At 67.7% G+C, this 25,249-nt stretch carries 24 protein-coding genes; 19 read left to right on the top strand and 5 right to left on the bottom strand.

Features of this window, described 5'->3' with window-relative positions; all coding sequences use genetic code 11:
* Nucleotides 1-8 precede the first annotated feature (8 nt).
* Genes LQF10_RS12225 through LQF10_RS12210 form a run of 4 tightly spaced genes read right to left on the bottom strand, consistent with a single transcriptional unit; the run spans nt 9 to nt 4,324 of the window.
* On the bottom strand, nt 9-1,139 hold the full coding sequence (locus tag LQF10_RS12225; RefSeq protein ID WP_231064120.1) for an ABC transporter ATP-binding protein: 1,131 nt from the start codon (nt 1,137-1,139) through the stop codon (nt 9-11).
* The gene (locus tag LQF10_RS12220; protein WP_231064118.1) at nt 1,139-2,011 is read right to left on the bottom strand and encodes a carbohydrate ABC transporter permease; all 873 of its coding nucleotides are present in this window, start codon (nt 2,009-2,011) and stop codon (nt 1,139-1,141) included. Before LQF10_RS12220 ends, LQF10_RS12225 begins: the two co-directional genes overlap by 1 nt.
* On the bottom strand, nt 2,008-2,913 hold the full coding sequence (locus tag LQF10_RS12215; protein ID WP_231064117.1) for a carbohydrate ABC transporter permease: 906 nt from the start codon (nt 2,911-2,913) through the stop codon (nt 2,008-2,010). Before LQF10_RS12215 ends, LQF10_RS12220 begins: the two co-directional genes overlap by 4 nt.
* Complete coding sequence (locus LQF10_RS12210) at nt 2,906-4,324, bottom strand: extracellular solute-binding protein (RefSeq protein WP_231064116.1); 1,419 nt, start codon at nt 4,322-4,324, stop codon at nt 2,906-2,908. The genes LQF10_RS12215 and LQF10_RS12210 overlap by 8 nt, the downstream gene beginning before the upstream one ends.
* Nucleotides 4,325-4,505: 181 nt before the next feature.
* Here LQF10_RS12210 and smc point away from each other — a divergent pair, with 181 nt between their 5' ends.
* Entirely contained in the window at nt 4,506-8,114 is a 3,609-nt protein-coding gene (gene smc / locus LQF10_RS12205; RefSeq protein ID WP_231064115.1) for a chromosome segregation protein SMC, read from the top strand.
* Between the two features lie 5 nt (nt 8,115-8,119).
* Here the strand turns inward: smc and LQF10_RS12200 are convergent, their stop codons facing one another.
* On the bottom strand, nt 8,120-8,584 hold the full coding sequence (locus LQF10_RS12200; protein ID WP_231064114.1) for a winged helix-turn-helix transcriptional regulator: 465 nt from the start codon (nt 8,582-8,584) through the stop codon (nt 8,120-8,122).
* A gap of 106 nt (nt 8,585-8,690) precedes the next feature.
* Here LQF10_RS12200 and LQF10_RS12195 point away from each other — a divergent pair, with 106 nt between their 5' ends.
* The 18 genes from LQF10_RS12195 (at nt 8,691) to rplS (ending at nt 25,247) form a co-directional block, all read left to right on the top strand.
* Nucleotides 8,691-9,878: an MFS transporter gene (locus tag LQF10_RS12195; protein WP_231064112.1), complete on the top strand. Its 1,188-nt coding sequence runs from the start codon at nt 8,691-8,693 to the stop codon at nt 9,876-9,878.
* A gap of 96 nt (nt 9,879-9,974) precedes the next feature.
* Nucleotides 9,975-10,283, top strand: coding sequence for a hypothetical protein (locus tag LQF10_RS12190; RefSeq protein ID WP_231064111.1), 309 nt, complete (start codon nt 9,975-9,977; stop codon nt 10,281-10,283).
* A 45-nt stretch (nt 10,284-10,328) separates the two neighbouring features.
* Complete coding sequence (gene ftsY / locus LQF10_RS12185; protein WP_231064110.1) at nt 10,329-11,543, top strand: signal recognition particle-docking protein FtsY; 1,215 nt, start codon at nt 10,329-10,331, stop codon at nt 11,541-11,543.
* Nucleotides 11,544-11,732: 189 nt separating this feature from the next.
* The gene (locus LQF10_RS12180; protein ID WP_231064109.1) at nt 11,733-12,986 is read left to right on the top strand and encodes an ammonium transporter; all 1,254 of its coding nucleotides are present in this window, start codon (nt 11,733-11,735) and stop codon (nt 12,984-12,986) included.
* Nucleotides 12,983-13,321: a P-II family nitrogen regulator gene (locus LQF10_RS12175; protein ID WP_231064108.1), complete on the top strand. Its 339-nt coding sequence runs from the start codon at nt 12,983-12,985 to the stop codon at nt 13,319-13,321. The genes LQF10_RS12180 and LQF10_RS12175 overlap by 4 nt, the downstream gene beginning before the upstream one ends.
* Nucleotides 13,322-13,326: 5 nt before the next feature.
* Complete coding sequence (locus LQF10_RS12170; protein ID WP_231064107.1) at nt 13,327-15,081, top strand: [protein-PII] uridylyltransferase; 1,755 nt, start codon at nt 13,327-13,329, stop codon at nt 15,079-15,081.
* A gap of 63 nt (nt 15,082-15,144) precedes the next feature.
* Nucleotides 15,145-16,737: a signal recognition particle protein gene (gene ffh / locus LQF10_RS12165; protein WP_231064106.1), complete on the top strand. Its 1,593-nt coding sequence runs from the start codon at nt 15,145-15,147 to the stop codon at nt 16,735-16,737.
* 19 nt (nt 16,738-16,756) lie between these two features.
* Nucleotides 16,757-17,854 (top strand): amidohydrolase family protein, encoded by a 1,098-nt coding sequence (locus LQF10_RS12160; protein WP_231064105.1) that lies wholly within the window; start codon nt 16,757-16,759, stop codon nt 17,852-17,854.
* 163 nt (nt 17,855-18,017) lie between these two features.
* Nucleotides 18,018-18,404 carry a GntR family transcriptional regulator gene (locus tag LQF10_RS12155; protein ID WP_231064104.1) on the top strand — a complete coding sequence of 129 codons (387 nt, stop codon included), beginning with the start codon at nt 18,018-18,020 and terminating at the stop codon, nt 18,402-18,404.
* The gene (locus LQF10_RS12150) at nt 18,401-19,279 is read left to right on the top strand and encodes an ATP-binding cassette domain-containing protein (protein WP_231064103.1); all 879 of its coding nucleotides are present in this window, start codon (nt 18,401-18,403) and stop codon (nt 19,277-19,279) included. The genes LQF10_RS12155 and LQF10_RS12150 overlap by 4 nt, the downstream gene beginning before the upstream one ends.
* Nucleotides 19,276-19,965, top strand: a complete 690-nt coding sequence (locus tag LQF10_RS12145) for a hypothetical protein (RefSeq protein ID WP_231064102.1) — start codon at nt 19,276-19,278, stop codon at nt 19,963-19,965. Before LQF10_RS12150 ends, LQF10_RS12145 begins: the two co-directional genes overlap by 4 nt.
* Nucleotides 19,962-20,912: an ABC transporter ATP-binding protein gene (locus tag LQF10_RS12140; protein ID WP_231064101.1), complete on the top strand. Its 951-nt coding sequence runs from the start codon at nt 19,962-19,964 to the stop codon at nt 20,910-20,912. Before LQF10_RS12145 ends, LQF10_RS12140 begins: the two co-directional genes overlap by 4 nt.
* 2 nt (nt 20,913-20,914) lie before the next feature.
* The gene (locus LQF10_RS12135; RefSeq protein ID WP_231064100.1) at nt 20,915-21,712 is read left to right on the top strand and encodes an ABC transporter permease; all 798 of its coding nucleotides are present in this window, start codon (nt 20,915-20,917) and stop codon (nt 21,710-21,712) included.
* 222 nt (nt 21,713-21,934) lie between these two features.
* Nucleotides 21,935-22,447 carry a 30S ribosomal protein S16 gene (gene rpsP, locus LQF10_RS12130; RefSeq protein WP_231067325.1) on the top strand — a complete coding sequence of 171 codons (513 nt, stop codon included), beginning with the start codon at nt 21,935-21,937 and terminating at the stop codon, nt 22,445-22,447.
* An 8-nt stretch (nt 22,448-22,455) separates the two neighbouring features.
* Nucleotides 22,456-22,695 carry an RNA-binding protein gene (locus LQF10_RS12125; RefSeq protein WP_231064099.1) on the top strand — a complete coding sequence of 80 codons (240 nt, stop codon included), beginning with the start codon at nt 22,456-22,458 and terminating at the stop codon, nt 22,693-22,695.
* Nucleotides 22,696-22,893: 198 nt separating this feature from the next.
* Nucleotides 22,894-23,454 (top strand): ribosome maturation factor RimM, encoded by a 561-nt coding sequence (rimM, locus tag LQF10_RS12120; protein ID WP_231064098.1) that lies wholly within the window; start codon nt 22,894-22,896, stop codon nt 23,452-23,454.
* Complete coding sequence (gene trmD / locus LQF10_RS19530) at nt 23,451-24,710, top strand: tRNA (guanosine(37)-N1)-methyltransferase TrmD (RefSeq protein ID WP_435531396.1); 1,260 nt, start codon at nt 23,451-23,453, stop codon at nt 24,708-24,710. The genes rimM and trmD overlap by 4 nt, the downstream gene beginning before the upstream one ends.
* Before the next feature lie 180 nt (nt 24,711-24,890).
* Nucleotides 24,891-25,247, top strand: coding sequence for a 50S ribosomal protein L19 (rplS, locus tag LQF10_RS12105; protein ID WP_231064097.1), 357 nt, complete (start codon nt 24,891-24,893; stop codon nt 25,245-25,247).
* Nucleotides 25,248-25,249 lie beyond the last annotated feature (2 nt).

The following is a 25,249-nucleotide window of genomic DNA, read 5'->3' as shown; positions in this document are numbered from 1 at the left end:
CCGCCACGTCAGCGGCCGCGCCGATCGGGCAGTTCGCGGATGGCCGGCGCATCAACCGCCTCGATCAGCGCCGTGGACTCCGCATCGAACAGCAGCGTGCGATGCGGCGGCACCACCACCCAGCCACGGGCACCAGGCTCGGGTTCGTCGTCCTCGTCCACCACGACCTGGATGCGCTGGTCGCCGGTGTGTGTGGTCACCAGGGTGGTGGCCCCCAGGCTTTCGGTGACCGTCACCTCGGCGGCGACCCCTGCGCCGTCGGCGAGCGGCTCACTGGACCAGCCCAGGTACTCGGGGCGTGCACCCCAGATCACTTCGGTCCCTTCGGCTGCCTCGACGCCCCGCGGGAGGGATACGGCCGCCTGATCGGCTCCGCGCAGGTGCACGGCGCCGTCGGCGATCGTTCCCGGCAGCAGGTTCATCGGTGTGGAGCCGATGAACGAGGCCACGAATGTGGTGGCCGGGCGGCGGAATACCTCCCGGGGCGCGCCCACCTGCTGGAGTTTGCCCTCCCGCATGACGGCGATCCGGTCCGCCAGGGCGAGTGCCTCGGCCTGGTCGTGGGTCACGAACACCGTGGTGACCTTGAGGTCGCGCTGGAGTTCCTTCAGGAATGTGCGTGCCTCCAGGCGTAGCCGGGCGTCCAAATTGGAGAGTGGCTCGTCCAGGAGAAGCACATCGGGCCGGGTGGCCACCGCGCGGGCGAGTGCGACCCGCTGCTGCTGACCGCCGGAGAGCTGCCCGGGCCGACGGCCCATCAACCCGTCCAAGGACAGGCCTTCGCCGACCTCTTCGGCCGTGTCCCGCCGGGCAGAACGGCGCACCCGGCGGATCTTCAGCGGGTAGGCGATGTTGTCGGCCACATCCATGTGGGGAAACAGGGCGTAGTCCTGGAACACCATCGCCACCCCGCGCTCACCCGGCTCTGTGTCGGTGACATCGCGCGCACCGATCTCCAAGCTCCCTTCGGTGATCGACTCCAGACCGGCGATCGAACGCAGTAGCGTGGTCTTCCCGCACCCGGATGGGCCGAGGAGAGCGAAGAACTCACCGTCACGGACCTCCAGGTCCACCCCGTCCACCCCTCGCACCCCACCGGGGTATTCCTTGACGAGTGCGGTTGAAGTGATGGCTGCCATCAGGATTTGATCCCTCCGTGGAAGCGGAAGCCGAAGCGGCGGTTGACGAGGAAATACATGACGATCACCGGGACGGAGAACACGAGCGCAAAGGCCGAGAGGAGCCGCAGGTTCGGCTGCCCGCCCTCGGTGTAGAAGGTGTACATCAACACCGCGGCTGGTTGCAGGTCCGGGCTGCGCAGCAACAGGAACGGCACCAGGAAGTTGCCCCACACCTGCACCACGGCCCAGACGGCCACGAACGCCAGTCCGGGGCGCGCTGTCGGCACCACGACGTGCCAGAGGATCTGCAGCGGACTCGCCCCGTACAGGCGAGCTGACTCCTCATAGGACTTCGGGATCGAGTCCATGAAGTCCTTGAGGATGAAGATCACGGTGGGCAGCACCCCGCCGGCTATCACCAGGATCACTCCGACATGGGTATCGATCAGGCCGATCTGGGTGATCAGCTGGAAGGTCGGCACCATGGCGGCGGTTCCGGTGACGATCGAACTCAGCAGCAACAAGGCGTAGAGCAACCCGTCGCGCCCCGGAATCCGTACCCGGGAGAGGGCGTACGCCGCCAACGAGCCGAGGGTGAGGACCAGGGCCATCGTGCCCGCTCCGAGCAGGATGGAGTTGCCGAGTGCACCGAGCGCATACCGGTTCTCGGCGATGGTGGCGAAGTTCGCCAGCGTCCAATCGGGCCAGGACACCCGCAGGCTCGGGTCGGCATCGAACGGGGCGGTCACCAACCAGAGCATCGGCACGGCGAAGAAGACCACCACCAGCCCCAGACCCACCACGAGCAGTACGCGGGAAAGGAAGTGCCGCACCGGTGCCGGCACCCGATGCACGCGAAGCGTCCTCGGGTCGACGTCGCGGGGGCTCATCGTTGGCCTCCGGCGGCCGCGCGGGCCACCCGCAGGTAGCCGAGCGCGATCACCAGGTTGATGGCCAGCATGATCAGCGAGATCGCGGCACCCATCCCGAGCTGACCGCCCGGGATTGCCGTGGTGTAGATGTAGACGGCGAGGATCTCCGACTCCCCGCGTGGGCCTCCCGCCGTGAGCAGGTACGGGGTGAAGGTGTTGAACGTCCACAGGGTGATCAGCAGCGTGTTCGTGAGCAGATGGCCGCGGATGTTGGGCAGCACCACGTCCCGCAACTGCGCCCAGCCGCCAGCCCCCACCATCCGGGCGCTCTCCAGTTGCGAGGGCGGTACGGCCGCCAGTGCCGAGGAGAACAGCAGCATCGAGAACGCCGTCCCCACCCACACGTTGAACACGATGATGCTCGCCATCGGGTGATCGATCAACCACGCAGCCCCCTCGGTACCGAGCATCGCGTTCAAGCTCCCGCCGCGCCGGTCCAGCAGCGCCAACCAGAGGAAGGACGCCACCGACGCCGGAACCACCCAGGCGGCGAGCACGAGAGTCTCCACCACGGTGCGCACCGACCGCGGGGCGCGCCGCAACGCCCATGCGATCGAGAAACCGAGCATCGTCTGCCCGAGCACGCCGCTGAGCAGGACGAAAATCAGGGTGAGCCACAGCGAGCGCCAGAAATCCGGATCGCCCAGTGCAGAGGCGTAGTTGTCCAGGCCCACGAACTCCGGTTCTGCGGCCGCCAGCCCGGTGAGCCGGTAGTTCGTCAGCCCCAGGTAGAGCGTCCACACCGCCGGGAACACGAGGAACAAGCCGATCACGGCCAGGGCGGGCGCGACGAACGCACCAGCGCGCCAGCGACCCAACCCGGCCACATCGTCGGCGCGCCGGGTGCGCAGGTCAGTCATTCCGTACGGCCTCGGAACCCACGATGTCGGCAACGTTGTCCGCATAGGTGCTCAGCGCCTCGTCCACGGGTTCTCCAGCCACCACTGCGTCCGTGGCTTCCTGGAGTGCCACCGACACCTGCGGATAGGCCGACAGGCCCGGCCGGTAGGCCGTGATCGGCAGCACCTGTTCCGAGACGAAGGTCAACATCGGATCGTCGGCGAGTGCCTCGGCGTTGACGTCCTCCCGGGGCGAGATCCGCACGCTGCCCTCGTTGGCCGTCTGGTAGGCCTGTGCCGAGTTCATGAACGCGAGCAGCTCCCAGGCGAGCTCGGGGTTCTCACTGTTCGGGTTCAGCACGCGGCCGGTGCCGCCGGACATGGAAACGAAGTCCTGACCGTTCACACCGGACCCGGGTGTCATCGCCGGGATCAGCGCGTATCCGACCACCTCGTCCCGGTTCTCCATCGGTGCCGTGCCCACCCCTTCGGCGGGATTGATCACCGAACGCCAGAAGTAGTCACCTTCGAGCAGGATGCCGATCTCACCGGCCGCGAACGCGGCGAAGGAGGAGTCCCGGCCGGCCGCCTCCACCTGGAGCACCGGGTCGCCAAGGTCTGAGTCGACATAGATGGTGCGGTACAGGTCCAGCACCTGACGCAACTCCTCCGTGGCGCCGATCCACTGGTCGTTCTCGTGCACCTGGGCGCCGGTGCCCACCAGCATCGGGAGGACACCCTGCATCGTGGTGGCCTCACCCATGGCCACCCCAGCGTTGAGCTGGAGGGGGATAACACCGTCCAGTTCGTCGAGAGCGCGGGCCGCATCGAGTAGCTCCGCCCAACTGGTGGGCTGCCAGTCCTGCGGCAAACCTGCCTCGGCGAACAGATCCCGGTTGTAGTAGAGCACCCGCCCATCGGCACCCTGGGGGACTCCGTATCGCTCGCCGTTGAACGCCAGCGCACCCTGCACAGCCTCAGGGATCTGCTCCCACCCGTCCCACTCGTCCACGGCGGTGCCGCCAACTGCGCCCAGCGGCTGGATGTAGCCCGCCTCGGCAAACTCACCTACCCAGATGCCGTCCATGCCGATGATGTCGGCACCACCGCCGGACTGCAGATCCAGGGAGATTTTCGTCTTGTAATCCTCATCGTCCACGCCCTGGGGGTCGAAGACGACGGTGACATCCTGATCCCGCTCGGCCATCATCGCTTCGAACTCGGGGATCACCCAGGACTCGATCCACTCCGCTTCGGCGGCATTCTTGCCACCGGCGATCGCGTTCGTGGTGATGGTCAGGGTGAGGGCCCCATCGGAGCCACCGTCACCGGTGCCGTCGGAGCCATTGCCCCCGTTGCCGTTGCACGCACCGAGCAGCAGGGCCGAGGCCGCCACCGCCGATGTGATCGCTGCCGCCTGCCGCTTCCTCATGACTGTCCCTCGAATCATCGATGATCGTGACCACGACTCGTCTCTGGTCGGAGGAATTCCTTCCTCGTGCGGCGTTCCCCCGCAATCGATGCTAGCCGCGCCGATGCTCGGGGCACCAGGGGTTTGCCTGTTGTGGCGCGGGTCAGCCACGAACACCGCCTGCACCCTCTAGGCTGTCGGCGTGCATCTCAAGACGCTGACGCTGCGAGGATTCAAGTCCTTCGCGTCGGCGACCACGCTCCGGCTCGAGCCAGGAATCACCTGCGTGGTGGGCCCGAACGGGTCCGGGAAGTCCAATGTGGTAGACGCACTCTCGTGGGTGATGGGCGAGCAGGGGGTCAAGTCGCTGCGCGGCGGTGCGATGGCCGATGTCATCTTTGCAGGCACCTCGTCACGACCGCCGCTCGGCCGAGCCGAGGTGTCGCTGACCATCGACAACGCCGATGGTGCCCTGCCGATCGAGTACAGCGAAGTCACCATTTCGCGCACGCTCTTTCGCAATGGAGGCTCGGAGTACGCCATCAATGGCGCCTCCTGCCGGCTGCTCGACATTCAGGACCTGCTCTCCGATTCCGGGCTCGGCCGCGAGATGCACGTCATTGTGGGCCAGGGCCGGCTCGACGCCGTCCTGCAGGCAACTCCCGAAGAGCGCCGCGGCTTCATCGAGGAGGCCGCCGGGGTCCTCAAGCACCGTAAGCGCAAAGAGAAGTCCCTCCGCAAACTGGAGGCGATGGCCGGCAACCTCGCCCGGGTGAGCGATCTGACCTCCGAGATCCGCCGTCAATTGGGGCCCCTCGCCAAACAGGCCGATGTGGCTCGCCGGGCCCATGTCGTTCAGGTGGATCTGCGCGATGCCAAGGCTCGGTTGCTCGCCGACGACCTGGTCCAGCTCACGTCCACGCTCGCGCAGGAGGTCGCAGACGAGACGGCGCTGCGCCAGGAGCGGGACCAGGTGGAGGCCGCGCAGCAGGAGGCTCGCGCCCGGCTCACCCGGTTGGAGGCCGACGCTGCTGCAGCCGCTCCAGCCCTGTCTGAAGCCACGGAGATGTGGTACCGGCTCTCGTCCCTGCGTGAGCGGCTGCGGGGGACGCACACGCTGGCTGCCGAACGCTGCCGACTGCTCGGCTCACCGGCAGCTGCTGACGAGCAGCGAACCGACCGCGATCCCGCCGACCTAGACGCCCAGGCTGCGCGTGCTCGAGAAGCTGAGGCCGAGCTGGGTACCGAGGCAGGCAAGGCCAGGGACGATCTCGAGGCCGCCGTCGCCGAACGTACGGACGCCGAGCAGAAGTCGGCCGAGGCAGAGAAGGCGTTGGCTGCCGTGCACCGCGGGGTGGCCGATCGCCGGGAAGGACTGGCACGACTGACCGGGCAGGTGGCCGCCACTCGCGGGAAGGTGGAGGCCGCCGAGGAGGAACTGGAGCGGCTGCGGCGCGATCTGGCCTCCGCGCAGGAGCGCAGTGAAGCCGCGGGCCGGGAGTTCGCTGCACTGGAGCAGCAGGCCGTCGGTGCCACCGAGGGTGAGGAAGACCTCGATGCGGCGCACGAGAAGGCGCTGGCCGCACTCGACACGGCGAAGGCCCGGGTGAGCGAACTCATCGAGGCCGAACGCGAGGCCGACGGTGCCAAGGCCACGCACGCAGCGCGGCGCGATGCGCTCGAGCTCTCCCTCGCCCGCAAGGACGGAACGGGAACTGTCCTGGAGGCCGGTCTCGTCGGCGTGCTTGGACCGGTCGCCGATCTGCTGACCGTGGAACCGGGGTATGAGACCGCTCTCGCTGCCGCGCTGGGGCCACTCGCGGACGCTGCCGCCGTGGAATCGGTGGACGTGGCCGTGGACGCGCTGCGGCACGTGCGCACCGAGGACGCCGGGCAGGCCCGACTGCTACTTGCCCACGACGGGCCGCCACGCCAGGATCCTCCACCGGCCCCGGATGGCGCTCGATGGGCCGTGGAGCTGGTGCATCCGGCAGAATCTGTGCGCGGTGCCATCGAGTTACTCCTCGACGGCGTCCTCGTGGTGGACGACCTCAGCGCGGCCCGGAAGGTCCGCGGCCAGGTGCTGGGCGGTCCAGTGGCGGACCGGTTGGTGACCGTCACCAGGGACGGCGATGTGATCGGCCCGGCGCACGCCCGGGGCGGGAGTACGGGCGGACCGAGCGTACTGGAGCTGCATGCCGCCAGGGATGAGGCGCAGAGTGAGCTGACGGCGGCGGTCCAGCGGGCAGAACAGACCCGGTTCGCCCTGGGGCCGGCCCGGGAGGCGCTGCAGAGCGCGCAGACGCAGGTGGATCGCACTCTGGACGCGCTGCACGATTCAGATGCGCAACTCGCCGCCGTGGCAGAAAAGCTCGGGCAACACGGTGCAGCCATGCGGGCAGCCGCCGCGGAAATCGAGCGGATCAAACCGGCGATCGAACGAGCGGATCAGGCCCGCCGAGAGCACGCCGCAGATCTCGCTGAGATCGCCGAGCGCCTGGAGTTCGCGCAGCGGGAACCGGATGAGGCGGCCACTGACCTCACCGGTGCCACCACAGAACGCGACCGTGCCACTGAGGCCGCCACAAGTGCCCGGGCCCGCGAGACCGACGCGCGCCTGGTGCTACGTACCGTCGAAGAACGCGTGCGAGCCATCGCAGGGCGTGCGGAGTCTCTCGAGCGTGCTGCCAGGGCTGAACGCGAGGCCCGTGAGGCGGCCGCACGCCGTGCTCGCCGCCGAGCCGAGCAGGCTGAGGTGGCGGCGGCTGTGCGAGCCGGTGCGGAGCAGGCGCTGACGGCGATCGAGAGTTCCCTCGCCCTCGCCGCCACGCGCCGCGAGGCCGCCGAGGACGAGCGCGCGAACCGCGACGAGGCACTCACCCGGGTACGCGGGGAGTTGGACACGTTAGCGACCCGGCACTCTGAACTGACCGACGTGGTCCATCGCGATGAGGTGGCGCGGGCGCAGCAGAAGCTGCGCATCGAACAGCTTGAGCAACGGGCGGTGGAGGAGCTCGGCATCGATCCGGAGGTGCTCGTCACCGAATACGGCCCGGACCAGCTGGTGCCGCCAGTCCACGCTCCGGGTTCCGAGGAGCACGACGCCGACGGGCAGGATCGGCCACCGCAGGCTCGCCCGTATGTGCGAGCCGAGCAAGAGAAGCGGTTACGCGCCGCCGAACGAGCACTGAAGCTCCTGGGCAGGGTCAACCCGTTGGCACTCGAGGAGCACGCCGCACTGGAGGAACGCCATCGCTTCCTCACCGAGCAACTGGCTGATCTGAAGAAGTCCCGGGCTGATCTGCTCGATATCATCGCCCAGATCGATGAACGGGTCGAGCATGTGTTCACCTCGGCGTATGAGGAGACGGCCATCCAGTTCAAGGAGGTGTTCTCTCGCCTGTTTCCCGGTGGCGAGGGGCGCCTGGTGCTCACCGACCCCGGCGATATGCTCACCACCGGCATCGACGTGGAAGCCCGCCCCCCGGGCAAGAAGGTCAAACGACTCTCCCTCCTTTCCGGCGGAGAACGCTCGCTGACCGCGGTCGCGCTGCTCGTGGCGATCTTCAAGGCGCGTCCGAGTCCGTTCTACGTGATGGACGAGGTGGAGGCCGCACTCGACGATGTCAATCTCGGGCGGCTGCTGGAGATATTCACCGAGTTGCGCAGTGATTCTCAGCTGATCGTGGTCACCCATCAGAAGCGCACGATGGAGATTGCCGATGCCCTCTACGGCGTCACGATGCGAGGGGATGGGGTCACCACGCTCATCAGCCAGCGCATTCACGATCGCGCGGAGGAGACCGCCTGATCACGCTACGGCGATGTTGCCCGCACGACGGTCGTCGTCTCGACGGTCGCTGTGACGCCGTGGGAGCTGGCCGGGCGTAGGTCGGCGAGTGGGAGTCCTGCGGCGTCGAGGAGAACGGAGTGCTCCTCATCGGAGTCATACGCGTACCGCTCACCCCACTGGCGCAGCGCCACCATGACAGTGAAGAGGTCACGCCCTGCGTCCGTAAGTACGTAGAGCTGACGGCGCCCGGACGATGCGGTCTGCCGCTCCAGGATGCCGCGTTCGATCAGTCGCCGGAGCCGGTCGGTGAGGATGTTGCGCGCGATCCCGGTGCGGCGCTGGAAGTCGGTGAACGAGCGAGCGTCGTCCATCGCATCGCGGATGATCAGCAGACTCCAGCGGTCTCCGACCAGGTCGAGCGCGCGCGCGACGGGACAGGTGGGATCCGTCCAGGACCCTAGATCGGCGCGGTGCGTCAGCGATCCCATACGTTCTCCTGATCAGTTGCGAATCAAGACCAGTCTCTCGTAGGATCCGAAAAGTTGCAATGTGCTACTGACTGGAGCGAGGGTGAGTCTCACGTGGAGCCGGAGAATGCTGCTCGCAACGATCTGTGCGGTTGCCGTGGCCACGATTTACCTCGCGCAACCCGTCCTCGCCCAGATCGGTCGAGACATGGGCGTGCCGGAAGCCGATCTGGGGTGGATCGTGACAGCCGGGCATGTCGGCTACCTGCTTGGGCTCACGCTCCTGGTGCCGCTGGGAGACCTTGTCGACCGGCGCACGCTGATCGTCGGTCATCTGGTCCTCACTGCGATCGGCATGGCGGTGGCAGCGGTCGCGCCTCGGTTCTGGATGCTGCTCGCTGGGCTGGCTGTCGCGGGTCTGTTCGCTGTCGTTGTGCAGACGACTGTCGCCTTCGCGGCCGACCTCTCGACACATGCTGATCGGGGGCGGACGCTGGGGATCGTCACCTCCGGCGTCATCATCGGAATCCTCGGTTCTCGTGTACTGGCAGGAGGTCTCGCTGCCATCTGGGGCTGGCGGAGTGTCTATGTGGCCATCGGCGTGGTCCTCCTGGCACTGAGCGCTCTCGTGCTCAAGGTGCTGCCGGCCGATCGCCGTTCACCGAGTGCCAGTTATCGCGACGCACTGGGCTCTTTCGGTCGTCTGTTTCGTGAGCGCATCTTCGTCTCGCGCGGATTGATCGCATTCTTCCTGTTTGCCTCGTTCGGCACGCTCTGGAGTGGCCTGTCGCTGCCGCTCGCCGCGCAACCATGGCATCTGAGCACGGCTCAGATCGGCCTGTTCGGCATCGCAGGCCTGGCCGGTGCCCTCGGTGCGGCGCGAGCGGGTCGCTGGGCCGATGCTGGCCGGGCCCGGGGCGTCACCGGTATCGCGCTCGTCCTGCTGATCGTGTCGTGGTCGGCGTCCGGGCAGGCGACCTGGTCCCTCTGGCTGTGTATCGCCGGCGTGATCATCCTCGACTTCGCCGTCCAGGCAGTGCACGTCAGCAATCAGCACCTGCTTACGGCCGCGTATCGGCACCAGAAGAGCAGCGCGATCGGCGGATACACGCTCTTCTACTCGCTTGGGTCGGCCCTCGGCGCCACCGCCACCACGGCGGTATACGCCACCGCCGGGTGGGCTGGGTGCGCCATCCTCGGCGCAACTTTCGCTCTCTGTGCCCTCCTGGTCTGGGCAGCCGGCCACCGTGGGGTCGCACGGGGCGGCGACGTCGATTCTTGGGCCCGCAGTGGCCGTCCCATGGCACGAAGATGACCTGAGCAACGACTGTGGTTGACATCACTATCACGATCGGATACCAGTTGCGGCGAGTCGCCTCCGGCAGCGGCCCGGCGTGCGCATACTCAGAGAGTGATCGGACCTCTCATCGCCCTCTTCGCGGCCATTGCTGCCGCGGGTGCCGTGCTGCTCGTCTTGCTGAGCCGCCGGATGCCCGAGGAGGGGCTGGTGTCATGGCTGCGGGAGTCCTTCGCGACCACCCGAGAGGACAAGGCCGGCGCCGGTGACTCTGGAGCGGGCCGTGTCACAGCAGCCAGTTCGAGCGTCGAGAGCGCAGATGGCGCGATCCACGTCAGCGACCTCATGGGTCTCGGTGAGGATGGACCGGCGTACCACCGCCCGGTCGATCTGAGGGCCGTCGTCCGGGGCCGTCAGCGCTGACCGGAGAATTCGCCGCACGCGGGAGCTGTGGGTCAGACTGGGCACGTGGAACTTCTCGCTGACATCTGGCTCTACCTCGTCATTGCTGCCGTCGCCGTCGCCGGAGGCCTCGTCGGGTTGGTACGGCTGCGCTCCGGGCGCCGCAGCGACGATATCGAGACCGACGGATCCGAGGCCGGCTCCGGTCCCGGCGTGCCCAGGGGAACCTCCACGGCGGTGGCCGATCCGGATGTGGCCACCACGGATCCGCACAGCGGTGCCGGTGCATCCGTTGCCGAGGAGGTGGCCCCGGCAGCCGAGCCCGCCCCGGTGCTTGAGCGCCCTGAATCGGCCGCTGGACGGATGGTGCGGTTGCGCGAGCGGCTCGCGCGATCCGGCGGTCTGGGCCAGACCCTGCTCAGCCTCCTCTCCCGAGGGGACCTCTCGGAATCGGACTGGGAGGAGATCGAGGAGACGTTGCTGCTCGCCGATATCGGCTCCGGGCCTACCGATGAGCTGATGGCGGCCCTGCGAACCAGGGTGAAGGTGCTCGGCACCACCGACCCGCAACAGGTCCGAGGCCTGCTTCGGGAAGAGCTGCTCACGCTGGTCGACCCAGCCATGGACCGTCGGCTCGCCGTGAGCCCAGTCACGGGCGATGACGGCCAGCCGCACCCTGCGACGATCCTGATGGTGGGTGTGAACGGCACCGGCAAGACCACGACCGTCGGGAAGCTCGCGCGCCTGCTCGTGGCCGAAGATCGCGATGTGATGCTGGGCGCGGCCGATACGTTCCGGGCAGCCGCGGCCGATCAACTCAGCACCTGGGGCGAACGCGTGGGTGTGCCGGTCGTCCGTGCGGACCGAGAGGGCGCCGATCCTGCCTCTGTGGCCTTCGAGGCCGTCAAGAGCGGCCGCGAGGCAGGCGTCGACGTCGTGCTGGTCGACACGGCGGGCCGTCTGCAGAACAAGGCGGGCCTGATGGACGAACTCGGCAAGATCCGGCGGGTGGTTGCCAAGAACGCGCCCGTCTCGGAGGTGCTGCTCGTTCTGGACGCCACCACCGGCCAGAACGGGATGCGGCAGGCGCAGGTCTTCGCGGAGGCGGTCGACGTCACCGGGATCGTGCTCACCAAGCTCGACGGCACGGCCAAGGGCGGGATCGTGGTCGCGGTCCAGCGGACCCTGGGCGTGCCGGTGAAGTTCGTGGGCCTGGGGGAGGGGCCCGACGACCTCGCTCCGTTCGAGGCGGAGGCCTTCGTCGACGCGTTGGTCGCCTGAGGAGATCCGGCCGATCCCATGGACGCTCTCCGCTCACCATGCGAGATGGCGAGCGGTGTGAAACATGACGTTCACACTGACGAGTGATCCGTCACGCGGCTGTAACACCGATGGGGCCGCGACGTAACGCGGGACCAGCACAGTCTTCTCCAAGGCCGGCCGCCCGAGCCGGTGCTGGGAGAGATCTGCATGGAACCCTTTATCGACACGGGTGTCACCGCCTGGATGCTCGTATCGGCATCCCTCGTGCTGCTGATGACCCCCGGGCTCGCACTGTTCTACGGTGGGATGACCCGATCCAAGTCCGTTCTGAACATGATGATGATGTGCTTCGGGGCGATCGCCCTGATCGGCGTCATCTACCCACTGTGGGGCTGGTCGATGTCCTACGGCGAGTCCATCGGTGGAATCGTCGGCAACCCGTTCGATCAGTTCGGCCTCGGCGGGTCCTTCGATCCGATCGCCGTGCTGAACGAGGAGACCGGCGCGTCGATGCCGACCATGGTCGACGTGGGCTTCCAGGCGACGTTCGCGATCATCACCGTCGCCCTCATCGCCGGTGCGATCGCCGACCGCGTGAAGTTCTCCACCTGGATGGTCTTTGCCGGCCTGTGGACCACACTCGCGTTCTTCCCGATGGCGCACATGGTCTGGAGCGGCGGTCTCCTCTCCGACGACGGGCCGTTCGCCGGGATCGCCGCACCGGTCGACTTCGCCGGGGGCACGGTCGTGCACATCAACGCCGGAGTCGCAGGTCTTGTCCTGGCTCTCATCGTCGGTAAGCGCAAAGGCTTCGGTAAGGACCCGATGCGCCCGCACAATCTGCCGCTGGTGATGCTGGGCGCGGCGCTGCTGTGGTTCGGCTGGTTCGGGTTCAATGCCGGATCCGCCTACGGGGCCGATGAGGTGGCCGGGCTCGCCTGGGTGAACACCACCACGGCCGCAGCCGCTGCGGTACTGGGCTGGCTGCTGACGGAGAAGATCAAGTACGGCAAGGCCACCTCCCTCGGCGCCGCATCGGGTGTCGTGGCCGGACTGGTCGCCATCACCCCCGCCGCCGGTGCTCTGACGCCCGTCACCTCCATCGCGCTCGGCGCCGTTGCCGGGGTGTTGTGCGCCCTGGCCGTGGGCCTCAAGCACAAGCTGGGCTACGACGACTCCCTCGACGTGGTCGGTGTGCACCTGGTCGGCGGACTCGTCGGCACCGTCCTGATCGGCTTCCTGGCCACCGATGGTGGACTGTTCTTCGGCGATGGCATCAACCTGTTGATCGTTCAGGTCATCATCGCCGCAGTGGCCGTGGTCTTCTCGGGCATCATCACCCTCGTCCTCGGACTCATCCTGAAGGCCGCCATGGGTTGGCGCGTCGCGGAGGAGGATGAGGTACGCGGTATCGACCTGTCCGAGCACGCCGAGAGTGCCTACGAGGAGATCAACTCATGAAACTCATCACCGCAGTGATCCAGCCGCACAAGCTGGACGACGTCAAGTCGGCACTCTCCGCCGCCGGCGTGCGTGGCCTGACGGTCAGTGAAGCCACCGGCTACGGCCGCCAGAAGGGTCACACCGAGGTCTACCGGGGTGCGGAGTACACCGTGGACCTGGTACCTAAGGTGCGGGTGGAGGTGCTCGTCGAGGACGGCGACGCGGCCACCCTGGCAGCAGTGATCGTGGAAGCGGCGCAGTCCGGGAAGATCGGGGACGGCAAAGTCTGGATCGCGCCCGTCGATGACGTGATCCGGGTCCGCACTGGAGCCAACGGACCGGACGCCCTGTAGCGCGCATGGTCAGCACGCCGACCGGGCACGAGGAGGCCCCGCAGTCCATTCTGCGGGGCCTCCGCGCCGCCCGCCTGGAGATCCCGCCCGACGGCGGTGGGCACCTTTACCGAGAACGCCTCGCCACTCTCACCGACACTGCGCTGACGGAATTGTGGCACCGGGCCGCTGATGCAGCCGGTATGGACGTCACCGCAGGGGTGGCGCTGACTGCCGTGGGATCGCACGGCCGGCGCGACGCCGGGCCGACCAGCGACCTCGACCTGATGCTCGTCCACGACGGAAGCACCCACTCCGCCACGACCATCAGTGCCCTCGCCGAAGCGCTCTGGTATCCGATCTGGGACGCCGGGCTCGACCTGGATCACTCGGTCCGAACCTTGGCCGAGTGCAGGCACGTGGCCTCGGCGGATCTACCGGCCGCCGTCGGGCTGCTCGATGTGCGCTGCGTGGTGGGCGACGCAGGAGTCCAGCATCAGGCGCGCTCGGCTGTGCTGGCCGACTGGCGCGGGACGGCCCGCCGCCGCCTGCCGGAGTTGATTGCCTCGACCAAGGAGCGAACTGAGCGGCATGGTGAGCTCGCCTATCTCATCGAGCCTGACCTGAAGGAGGCGCGCGGTGGGATCCGGGACGCCGTCGTGCTTCGCGCCCTGGCTGCCACGTGGCTGACGGACCGCCCCCACGGGAACGTGGACTCCGCCTATGAGCACCTTCTCGACGTCCGGGATGCGCTCGCACTCGTGACCGCACGCCACACCAACAAGCTCCTGCGGGTGCATGCCGACGACGTGGCCGAGCGGTTGGGGTATGCGCACCCCGATGACCTGCTGGCCGGGCTCGCCCAGTCCGGGCGGGTGATCTCGCACGCCCTGGACACCACCGTTCGGCATGCACGCCAAGCGCTGCGGCGGCCGTCGTTGAGCCTGCGCCCCACCCTGGTGCGCGGGCGCCGGCGCCCCCCGCGGCTGCGGCAAGTCGCGGAGAATCTCGTGGAGCACGACGGCGAGCTGGTGCTCGGGGTGGATGCACGACCGGAGTCGGACCCGGAGCTGGCGCTCCGGGCCGCAGCGACGGCCGCCAGGAGCAAACTTCCGCTCTCTCCGGTGACCGTGGCCTCGCTCCAGTCCTCGCCCGACCTGGCGCATCCGTGGCCGGCCTCGGCTCGCGAGCATCTTCTTGCCCTCCTGCGGACCGGAGAGGCGCAGGTCCCTCTGTGGGAGGCGCTCGATCTGGCCGGCGTGGTGACCCGATGGTTCCCGGAATGGGCCGCGGTACGAAACCGCCCCCAGCGCAGCCCCGTGCACATCTACACGGTGGACCGGCATCTGGTGCAGACTGCTGCCAACGCGCACGGGGCGCCCAAGGGGCTGACCGGGCGCGACAGCTTGCTGTGGGCCGCGATCTTCCACGACATCGGGAAAGTGGCCGGTGCCGCCGACCACAGCGTGACCGGCGCGCAGATCGCCGCAGGTCTGCTGAGCAGGATCGGACTCGCGCCGTCACAGCAGCGCGACGTGCTGACCTTGATCCGGCACCATCTCCTGCTCGCCGAGACGGCTACCAGCCAGGACGTCGACGATCCCGATGTGGCGATGATGGTGGCCGAGACCCTGGAGCGCCGCGCGGACCTGGTGCGGTTGCTTCGAGAGCTCTCCGAGGCTGATGCGCGTGCCGCCGGCCCCAAAGCCTGGACGGCGTGGCGGGCCCAGTTGGTCAACAGCTTGACGGTGAACGTGCTGGCTTTGTGCGAAGGGACGTGACCGGCCAGGTGAGCGGATATCCTCGAGGGAGATCGCTCATCCGCACATCCTAAGGAATCCCGCGTGTTCGCAAGTCTCTCCGATCGGCTCTCCGCCACCCTTTCCTCGCTCCGCGGCAAGGGGCGGCTCTCTGAGGCGGATATCGAGAAGACCGTCTCCGAGATTCGTCGAGCTCTCCTGGACGCCGACGTCGCGGTCCCGGCCGTCCGCGCATTCACAGCGGCCGTGCGCGAGCGAGCAGCCTCTGCTGAGGTCTCCCAGGCCCTCAACCCTGCTCAGCAGATCGTCAAGATCGTGCACGAGCAGCTCATCGAGATTCTCGGTGGGTCTGCTCGGGAGCTGAACCTCGCCAAGCGCCCGCCGACGGTCATCATGCTGGCTGGTCTGCAGGGTGCTGGTAAGACCACCCTGGCCGGGAAGCTGGGGTCCTGGTTGAAGGAGCAGGGCCACGCTCCGCTCCTGGTGGCCTCGGACCTGCAACGGCCGAACGCCGTGAACCAACTCGAGGTGGTCGGCGGTCAGGCTGGCGTGTCGGTCTGGGCACCCGAACGCGGTAACGGCGTGGGCGACCCGGTGCAGGTGGCCCGCTCCGGCGTGGAGCACGCCCGGGAGAAGCTGTACGACGTGGTGGTGGTGGACACGGCCGGCCGTCTGGGTGTGGACGCGGAGATGATGCAGCAGGCCGCGGACATCAGAGACGCGGTGAGCCCGGACGAGATCCTGTTCGTGCTGGACGCGATGATCGGTCAGGATGCCGTGACGACCGCCCAGGCGTTTGCCGACGGGGTCGGCTTCACCGGAGTGGTGCTCTCCAAGCTGGACGGCGATGCCCGCGGTGGTGCAGCGCTCTCGGTGCGTACGGTCACCGGAGCGCCGGTGCTGTTCGCCTCCACCGGTGAGCAGTTGCGTGACTTCGAGCGCTTCCACCCCGACCGGATGGCCTCGCGCATCCTCGACATGGGTGATGTGCTGACCCTGATCGAGCAGGCAGAGAAGGCCTTCGACGAAGACCAGGCCGCCGACCTCGCGAACAAGATGGCCGGTGACGGCGACTTCACCCTGCAGGACTTCCTCCAGCAGATGCAGCAGCTGAAGAAGCTCGGCCCGATGAAGAAGATGCTCGAGATGCTCCCCGGGATGGGGCAGATGCGTGAGCAATTGGAGAACTTCGACGAGTCCGAGGTCACCCGCATCGAAGCAATGGTGCAGTCGATGACGCCTGCCGAGCGGTCCAATCCGAAGATCATCAACGGCTCCCGCCGTTCCCGGATCGCTCGAGGTTCGGGCACCACGGTCTCTGAGATCAACGGCCTGCTGGAGCGGTTCGAGCAGGCGAAGACGATGATGCGGTCGATGGCCAAGAACGGGGGCGGGCTGCCAGGGATGGGTGGTCTGCCGGGCAGGGGCGGCATGCCCGGTGGCGGGAAGAAGTCGCGCGGGAAGATGGCGCCGCCGCCAAAGCGGAAGAAGGGCAAGTCCGGAAATCCCGCCAAGCGCGCCCAGCAGGAGCGTGAGATGGCTCAGCGCGGCGCCAAGCAGCCGGAACAGAACGCGGGCGGTTCCGCCTTCGGTATGGGCGGCGCAACGAAGGACGAGCCGGTGGATCCGTCGTCACTGGACCTGCCCCCAGGGTTCGAGAAGTTCCTGGGCCGCTGAGAGACAGCGCCGATCTGCGATGACCCGCGCTGCGCAGACCTACCAGCTCACGGGCCCGGTGCTGACCGGCCCCGAGCAGGAGTGCGGGCGAGTGTGGGTGCACCACGGACGACTGCGGTTCACCGATCCCGGCGGTGCCGAGAAACTTGCGGGCTGGGTACTGCCCGGTCTGGTCGATATGCACTGTCACATTGGGCTGGGGTCGAGCGGGCCGGTCGATCGCGAGGTCGCGGCTGAGCAAGCCGCACAGGATCTGCGCGCCGGAACTCTCCTCGTCCGCGATGCCGGCTCGCCCGTCGATACCCGGTGGCTGGACGGCAACCCCGATGCGCCGCACATCATTCGGGCTGGGCGGCACCTGGCTCGTCCCAAGCGCTACCTGCGCAACTACGCTCGCGAACTTGATGACGTGGCCGAGCTCCCAGACGCGATGGGCCAGGAGGCCGCGCGCGGGGACGGCTGGGTCAAGCTCGTCGGCGACTGGATCGACCGGGCCCGGGGTGAGCAGGCCGACCTCGAACCACTGTGGCCGCGAGATGAGCTCGCGGCGGGGGTGGCAGCGGCGCATGCACGTGGCGCCCGGGTCACCGTGCACACCTTCGCCACGGAGACGATGAACGACCTGTTCGCGGCAGGGGTCGACTGCATCGAGCACGGCACGGGGATGACGGCTGAGCACATCGAGCGCGCCGCCGCCGCGGGGATCCCGGTGGTGCCGACGATGCTGCAGGTGGCGAACTTCGGCTCGATCGCGGCTCAGGGGGAGTCGAAATTCCCGCAGTTCGCGGCCCGGATGCGGCAGATGTTTGCGCGCCGAGAGCAGCACGTGCGCGATCTGCACGACGCCGGGGTGCAGGTGTTCCTGGGCACTGACGCTGGCGGAACTATCGGGCACGGCCGGATCGCCGACGAGGCCCGCGCGCTCGTGGCGGCGGGGATCCCCGCCGCTGATGTGGTGGCGTCCGCGACATGGTCGGCGCGTGACTACCTGGGCAGGCCCGGTCTGGTCGAAGGAGCGCCCGCCGACGTAGTTCTCTACCCAGCTGATCCCCGAGTGGACATCGACGTGCTCGCACATCCCCGTGCGGTGATCCGCGCAGGCAGGCGCATCGTCTGAGTTCGCCATCACCGGGCGCGTCGAGGAGTGGCGTGCCCGAGGATGCGATGGCATCCGCAGCGGGATGCACGGCGCCTTGTGGCCCATGTGCCCCCGCCTCTTGACCTGATCCTGGTTCTATGGTTCATTAGTCGAGTAATGAACCAATGAACGGGAGGTCGACGTGTTCGACGGACGCGATCCGATCTACCTGCAGATCGCCGACCAGATCCGCAGCGACGTCGTCGCAGGACGACTGCACGAAAGGGACCAGGTCATGTCCACCACCCAGTACGCCCAGACGTATCGGATCAATCCGGCAACGGCCGCGAAGGCGTTCACCGAACTCGTGGACGAGGGAGTGCTCTACAAGCAACGCGGCGTCGGCATGTTCGTGGCCGACGGAGCTCGCGAGCGTCTCCGGGCCGACCGACGGGACGCGTTCTACTCCGAACGTCTCGCTCCCGTGCTCGAGGAGGCCCGCTACCTGGGCATCTCGCGAGCAGAACTCATCCAGTACCTCGACCGCACCACGTCAACCACCGAAACCTCAGAAGGAGGGGCGCAATGAGTGGCTTCGCAGTCTCCGTGTGCAACCTGCAGGCCCGCTACGGACGTACGGTCGCCATCGCGGATGCCACGTTCGACCTCGACGCTGGGGGCATCTATGGCCTCCTCGGTCGAAACGGATCGGGTAAGACCACGCTGCTCTCCACGATCGCCTCACTGCGGCCCTCGCACGGCGGATCGATCCTCGTCGACGGCGAGGATCCATTCGAGAACGAACGTGTGATGGCTGGTGTCTGCCTGATCCGCGAGTCCGGAGATGTGCAGTCCGAGGTCAAGATCCGCCACAACCTCCGCTACTTCGCCGATACCCGGCCCACCTGGGATGCGGCGTACGCCGAGGAACTCGTGGACCTGTTCGGGCTCGATCGGAAGAAGACGGTCTCGAGCCTGTCCCGGGGGCAGCTCTCGGCGTTCGGTGCCGTCGTCGGGCTGGCCAGCCGTGCCCCCTTGACCATGTTCGACGAGGTACACCTGGGGATGGATGCCCCGACCCGGTACGCCTTCTATGACGCGCTGCTCGCCGATTACCTCGCCCATCCCCGCACCATCGTGTTGTCCAGCCATCTCATCAATGAGATCGAGAAGCTCCTCGCGGGAGTGGTGATCCTGCATCGCGGCCACGTATTGCTGACCGAGGATGCCGACCTGTTTCGTTCCCGAGGGGCCACCCTCACCGGGGAACCGGCCGCGGTGGACGCCGTCACCCGCGATCTCGCCGTTCTCGCCACTCGCGAGTTGGGCCGGACCAAACAGGTCACGGTCTACGGCGACCTTGATACCGCAGTGCTGCAGGCAGCTCGCGAGGCCGACCTCGACGTCGGCGCTGTGCCGATGCAAGACCTGTTCGTCCACCTCACCGCCAAGGAGTCGAAGTGACCACCTCCGAGCCCGCCCGCTCCCCACAATGGGCCCGCGTCGCCCGAGGGATGATCCGCGGTCTGCTCCCGAACGCACTGTGGTTCTGGGGCGTCTGCCTCATTCTGGGCGTGATCGCCATCATCACGCTTGACCGCTACACCGACGGACCCGCCTTCTCGATCATCTCGCTGATCCGGTACGGCCTGATCTGGTATCCATTCTCCTCGGCGCTGGTCATCGTGGCTGTGATGCTCACGGTGCACGTGGCTGCTGGGCAGACCCGTCGATCGTTCCTGATCGCCACGATGATCACCTGGGCTGGTTACGCGCTCGCGAACGGACTGATCATGGCGGCGGCGGTTGCCGTCGAGGCACGGGTGTACGCCGGCAACGGTTGGCAGCACCTGTCCACGAGTGCGACCGCTCTTCCCGAACTCGTGGTGGGCCTGGGCCACTATCCGCTCATCGCCTTCGCCGGCGGGATTTCCGGGCTCCTGGTGGGCCTGAGCTACCACCGGGTCGGCGCCTGGGCGACCATCGCGCTCCCACTCACGTGTGCCCCAGCCATCCTGGCGACGGCACTGGACTCCGCGCCGATTGCTCTCGTGGTGATCGCGGTATCGATCGTGCTAGCTGGTATCGCCTGCTTTGGCATCGGCCGCCGGATTCCGGTCCGCACGATGAACGCGATGGGAGTGGCATGAGTACCGGCCAGATCAGCTCAGCGGATCCGGTCATCGAGATCAATGACCTCACGAAGCGCTACGGCCCGACGGCGGCCGTGGACGGTGTGAGTCTGACCGTCCGGCGTGGCGAGATCTTCGGAATCCTCGGACCGAACGGTGCCGGTAAGACCACCACTGTCGAATTGCTCGCCGGCCTACGCGAGGCCGATGGCGGCACGATCACCGTGCTCGGCGTGGACCCGCAGCGGGATCCGGCCGCGATCCGCGAACGACTCGGCGTCCAGCTGCAGGCCTCCCGGTTGCCCGCCAAAGTTCGAGTCCTCGAGGCGCTGGAGCTGTATGCCTCGTTCTATGCCGATCCCGCTGATCCGCACGAACTGATGGACCAGCTGGGGCTGACTGAGAAGGCGGATGTCACCTTTGCCGCACTCTCAGGTGGTCAGCAACAGCGGCTGTCGATCGCATTGGCGCTGGTTGGCAATCCTGAGATCGCGATCTTGGATGAACTCACCACGGGTCTGGACCCGCAGGCTCGCCGGGAGACGTGGTCGCTGATCGAAGAGATCCGCGATCGCGGCGTGACGGTCGTCCTGGTCACTCACTTCATGGACGAGGCCGAGCGGCTCGCCGACCGGCTGGCGATTATCGACGCCGGACGGATTGTCGCGCAGGGGAGTCCGGCCGAGCTCACCGCACCACCTGATGGCCAGCGCCGATTCCGGATGCGGTTGGCGCCGGGAGACGGCGATGCCTCGACCATCGAACGGCTCGCCCACCTGTCCGAGGTCGTTGCCGTCACCTCGGTTCGCGACGAGATCGAGGTGGTCGGGAGTCGCCGAGCACTTCCAGCCGTCCTGCTCGCGCTGGCCGAGCGCGACATCGTCCCGGACGAGATTCGCACGCTCACCCGCTCGCTCGAGGATGTCTTCGTCGAGCTGACCACCACCCCACCCGAAGAGGTATGAGGATGTCTGCACTCGTTCAGTCGCGCCCGCCGGCGATGCGACGTATCCCCCGGGGGATAGGAACTCTCTTGCGCACCGAGATCAGGATCTTCCTGCGCGATCCCGGGTCGGTCTTCTTCACCCTTGCCTTTCCTGTTCTGGTCCTGCTCGGCGTTGGATTCGCCATCCCCGGGATGAACGAGATCATCACCGAACCAGGACCCCTGCAGGGCTACCCCACGGTCGTCGTCATGCTTCCGGCGGTGCTCGCAACGGCTGTGGCCACCCCGGCCTTGACAGCCATGCCGGTGGTGATCGTGACCTATCGGGAACAGGGCGTCCTCACGCGTCTGTCCACCACGCCGATGCCTCCGGCCGGTGTGCTTGGCGTCCATCTGGCGATCGGTGTCAGTCTCTTCCTGGTGGCCCTTGCCGTGGCTCTCGGCGTGGGGGCGAGCGCCTTCGGATTCCCCGTCCCCGGCCACCCGGTCGCGACGGTGGTAGCGATCGTGCTGGGCTCCGTCGCCGTCTTCGGTCTCGGCCTCGTCGTCGCGGCGAGGGTGGCGAAAGGTAGTACTGCCCAGGGAATCGGAATGCTGGTGTACTTCCCGATGCTGTTCTTCGCGGGTCTGTGGACGCCGGGGCCGATCATGCCGGATGCGGTGGCGGCCGTTGCCACCTGGACCCCGCTGGGGGCCATGAGCCAGGCCGTGGATGAGGCGTGGTTCACAGGGGAGGTGCCATGGTTGCAATTCGCCGTCCTCGCCGGCTACGCCGTGGTGACCTACGCGGTGGCCGTGCGGCTCTTCCGCTGGCGGTGACGCCAGGACAGCCCTCAAGGTGAGGGACGTCACGGCCGCCGAGATCACGCCGTCCGGGCCAGCGTAGAGAACATCGGGTTCGATCTGGCAGAATAGGCCGCTGTACCCGCGGCTGTGCGGCCCTCTCACCGAACAGTCCGCGTGTCCCGAGTCAGGCTGATCACCCCGCCCCACGGGCCGGTCGGCATGCTCATCCCACACGAACCAGGAGTGACCACCACAGTGGCCGTCAAGATCCGTCTCAAGCGCCTCGGCAAAGTCCGTGCGCCGTACTACCGCGTTGTCGTCGCTGATTCCCGCAAGAAGCGCGATGGTCGCGTGATCGAGGAGATCGGTAAGTACCACCCGACCGAGCATCCCTCACTGATTGACATCGACGGCGAACGCGCCCGCTACTGGCTCGGAGTTGGCGCGCAGCCGTCCGAGCAGGTGCTCGCGCTGCTCAAGGTGACCGGCGACTGGCAGACCCACAAGGGGCTGCCGGGTGGCGAAGGCACCCTGCTGACCAAGGACGCCGATGCTGATACGGCTGCTGCCGTGAAGGCTGCCGAGGCCGACGCCGAGTTGCGCAAGGCCAAGGCCGCCGAGGCCAAGGAAGCTGCAGCCAAGGAGGCCGAGGCCAAGAAGTCCGAGGAGCCTGCTGCTGAGGAGACCCCCGCCGAGGAGGCCTCCGCTGAGCAGTCCGCTGCTGAGGAGCCGGCCGCCGAGGCGGATGGCTCCACGAGCGAGGCCTGATCACGACCATGCTGGCTGACTCGCTTGAGCACCTCGTCCGCGGCATTGTGGATAACCCGGACGATGTCCGGGTCTCGTCCAAGAGTCTGCGGCGTGGCGAACTTCTCGAGGTTCGGGTGAACCCCAGTGACCTCGGGCGCGTCATCGGCCGGTCCGGTCGCACGGCCAAGGCGCTGCGTACCGTCATTGGGGCGTTGTCGCCCGATGGCCCCGTGCGTGTGGACGTCGTGGACGTCGACCGCCGGTGAGGACTTCGCTCGGGCCCGCCTCGCATCAGCGAGGCGGGCCCGAGGCGTTTCCAGCCGAGCGCGCGGCGTTCTGCGACCGCAGACCCGACCCACAGTGGCCGGCGTGCGGCCGGCAGAGCGGACGCCGTCGAACGCCGAAGCGTGAGATGAGGCGCGGTTGCCCAGCCCGGGGCCGCCGTCGTGCATCAAGATGGAAAGGTGACCGAACCTGTGAACGATGACGCGCCCGACGGCGGGCCCCGACTCGTGCGGATCGCCACCGTCGGTGCTCCACATGGCCTTCGCGGGGATGTCCGGGTGGCGGTGCACACCGATGACCCGCAGGGCCGGCTCGCTGTCGGATCACGGCTCAGTTCGGAAGGTCCCCCCGCCCGCGAACTCGTGGTGGCGGCCGTCCGTCGGCAGCAACCGCATTGGTACGTGCGTTTCGACGGGGTGAGCGATCGAGCCGGCGCCGAGGCACTGCGTGGGCTGGAGCTGTTCGCGCCGGCGTCCGAGAGCGAGGATGACGCGTGGTACCCGCACGAGCTCACCGGGCTACGAGCCGAGCGCCCGGACGGGAGCGCCATCGGCATCGTGGAGGGCATCCGGCATCTGCCCGCTCATGATGTGCTGGTCGTCCGCGAAATCGCAGGGGCACGCACGCTCGTGCCGTTCGTCAGTGCGATCGTCCCCACAGTGGACGTCTCAGGTGCTCGCGTGGTCATCGACCCCCCACCCGGCCTGCTCGCTGCCGATCAGGTGGAGGACGACCAGTGAGCGGTCGCATCGACATCGTCTCCATTTTTCCCGGCTACCTCGATCCGCTCGAGCTGTCTTTGGTGGGGAAGGCGCGTCAGGACGGGCTGCTCGATGTGGCGGTGCACGATCTGCGGGACTGGGCGACGGATCGGCACCGCACGGTCGACGACACGCCGTTCGGTGGCGGTGCAGGGATGGTGATGCGGCCAGACGTGTGGGGTGCGGCGCTGGACGATGTGCTCGCTGCCGATGAGACGACGGCCAGGCGCACCGTGCTCGTGCCCACCCCGGCCGGGGAACGCTTCACCCAGTCGATGGCCGAGGAGCTCGCCCTGCTGGTGTGCGCCGGCGGCCAGCTGGTCATCGCGTGCGGACGCTACGAGGGTATCGACGCACGGGTTGCCGAGCACTACGCCGAGCACGAGCACATCGCCGTCCGTGAGGTCTCCATTGGTGACTACGTGCTCAACGGCGGCGAGGTGGCTGCGCTGGTCATCACTGAGGCGGTGGCGAGGCTGCTCCCCGGGGTGATCGGCAACCCGCAGTCCCTGGTGGAAGAGTCCCATGGTTCGGCAGGGCTCCTGGAATACCCGGTCTACACGAAGCCGCCGTCCTGGCGGGGTCTCGACGTTCCCGAGGTGCTCCGCTCCGGAGACCATGGGCGGATCGGCACCTGGCGCCGCTCGCGCGCCGTGGAACGCACCGCCCGACGGCGTCCCGATCTGCTGGCGCGGCACGCTCCGCCGCACGTGCGCCTCGCCAAGGGCGTCGATGCCGAGGCGATCGCCGATGTGGCCGCGCGGACCTTTGCGCTGGCGTGCCCTCCGGACCTGCCGGCGGATGACGCCGAGGCCTTTGTGGCCGAACACCTGAACGCCGTTGCCCTGCGCAGCGCGCTGCGTTCCCGTGATCGTGTGCTGCTCGTGGCGGAGGTGGCCGGTGCCGTGGTGGGCTTCACGATGCTCGCCCTGGGACGACCGGAGGCCGAGGACGTGCGTGAGGTGGTCTCCGATCGTGCCGGAGCCGAGCTGAGCAAGTGCTACGTCCTCTCCGAACACCATCGCAGTTCCGTGGCGGCTGAGCTGATGCGTGCCACGCTCAGCGAGGCGCAGCGTCGGGGGGTCCACTCCGTCTGGCTCGGGGTGAACCAGGGGAACGAGCGTGCACAACGGTTCTACCGCAAACACGGGTTCGTCCGGGTGGGCTCACGTCGGTTCGCCGTCGGTTCACGCACGGAGTCCGATTACGTGATGGAGCGCACACTCGCTTCGTGAGATTTCTCCCGGGCCCAGGCCCTGTGGCACACTGAACAATCGCGTGTGGGCTCCTGCGACACTCTGCCACAGGGGAGTGTCGATCACCCGGGCCGTACACACGCCCCCCATCAAGACTCGGCGGCCTGAGCCGCCCGGATCAGCGCGGGTGACCTGTGGCAGCTGCGGGAAGGCATGAGCATGAACACCCTGGACGCCGTCGACGCCGCCTCTTTGCGCACCGACATCCCCACTTTCCGCGCCGGTGACACCCTCAAGGTGCACGTCAAGGTCGTCGAAGGAAACCGGTCCCGTATCCAGGTCTTCCAGGGCGTTGTGATCGCACGCTCGGGCGCCGGAGTGCGTGAGACCTTCATCATCCGCAAGGTCTCCTTCGGAGTCGGTGTGGAGCGGACCTTCCCGCTGCACTCGCCGGTGATCGACCACATCGAAGTTGCCAGCCGCGGTATCGTGCGCCGTGCGAAGCTCTACTACCTGCGTGACCGGCACGGTAAGGCTGCCAAGATCCGCGAGCGCCGCGACACCCCCTCCGCCTGAGT

Origin of the sequence: Ruania halotolerans (assembly GCF_021049285.1) — a bacterium.
Lineage (GTDB): Bacteria > Actinomycetota > Actinomycetes > Actinomycetales > Beutenbergiaceae > Ruania > Ruania halotolerans.
This window is presented reverse-complemented; position numbering and strand designations above follow the sequence as displayed.

Bases quoted from the DNA above. Each gene is read 5' to 3' on its own strand.
- LQF10_RS12225 (WP_231064120.1), bottom strand. From the start codon at position 1,139: ATGGCAGCCATCACTTCAACCGCACTCGTCAAGGAATACCCCGGTGGG.
- LQF10_RS12220 (WP_231064118.1), bottom strand. From the start codon at position 2,011: ATGAGCCCCCGCGACGTCGACCCGAGGACGCTTCGCGTGCATCGGGTG.
- LQF10_RS12215 (WP_231064117.1), bottom strand. From the start codon at position 2,913: ATGACTGACCTGCGCACCCGGCGCGCCGACGATGTGGCCGGGTTGGGT.
- LQF10_RS12210 (WP_231064116.1), bottom strand. From the start codon at position 4,324: ATGAGGAAGCGGCAGGCGGCAGCGATCACATCGGCGGTGGCGGCCTCG.
- LQF10_RS12200 (WP_231064114.1), bottom strand. From the start codon at position 8,584: ATGGGATCGCTGACGCACCGCGCCGATCTAGGGTCCTGGACGGATCCC.
- LQF10_RS12195 (WP_231064112.1), top strand. From the start codon at position 8,691: ATGCTGCTCGCAACGATCTGTGCGGTTGCCGTGGCCACGATTTACCTC.
- LQF10_RS12180 (WP_231064109.1), top strand. From the start codon at position 11,733: ATGGAACCCTTTATCGACACGGGTGTCACCGCCTGGATGCTCGTATCG.
- LQF10_RS12175 (WP_231064108.1), top strand. From the start codon at position 12,983: ATGAAACTCATCACCGCAGTGATCCAGCCGCACAAGCTGGACGACGTC.
- LQF10_RS12170 (WP_231064107.1), top strand. From the start codon at position 13,327: ATGGTCAGCACGCCGACCGGGCACGAGGAGGCCCCGCAGTCCATTCTG.
- LQF10_RS12160 (WP_231064105.1), top strand. From the start codon at position 16,757: ATGACCCGCGCTGCGCAGACCTACCAGCTCACGGGCCCGGTGCTGACC.
- LQF10_RS12150 (WP_231064103.1), top strand. From the start codon at position 18,401: ATGAGTGGCTTCGCAGTCTCCGTGTGCAACCTGCAGGCCCGCTACGGA.
- LQF10_RS12140 (WP_231064101.1), top strand. From the start codon at position 19,962: ATGAGTACCGGCCAGATCAGCTCAGCGGATCCGGTCATCGAGATCAAT.
- LQF10_RS12135 (WP_231064100.1), top strand. From the start codon at position 20,915: ATGTCTGCACTCGTTCAGTCGCGCCCGCCGGCGATGCGACGTATCCCC.
- LQF10_RS12125 (WP_231064099.1), top strand. From the start codon at position 22,456: ATGCTGGCTGACTCGCTTGAGCACCTCGTCCGCGGCATTGTGGATAAC.
- rplS (WP_231064097.1), top strand. From the start codon at position 24,891: ATGAACACCCTGGACGCCGTCGACGCCGCCTCTTTGCGCACCGACATC.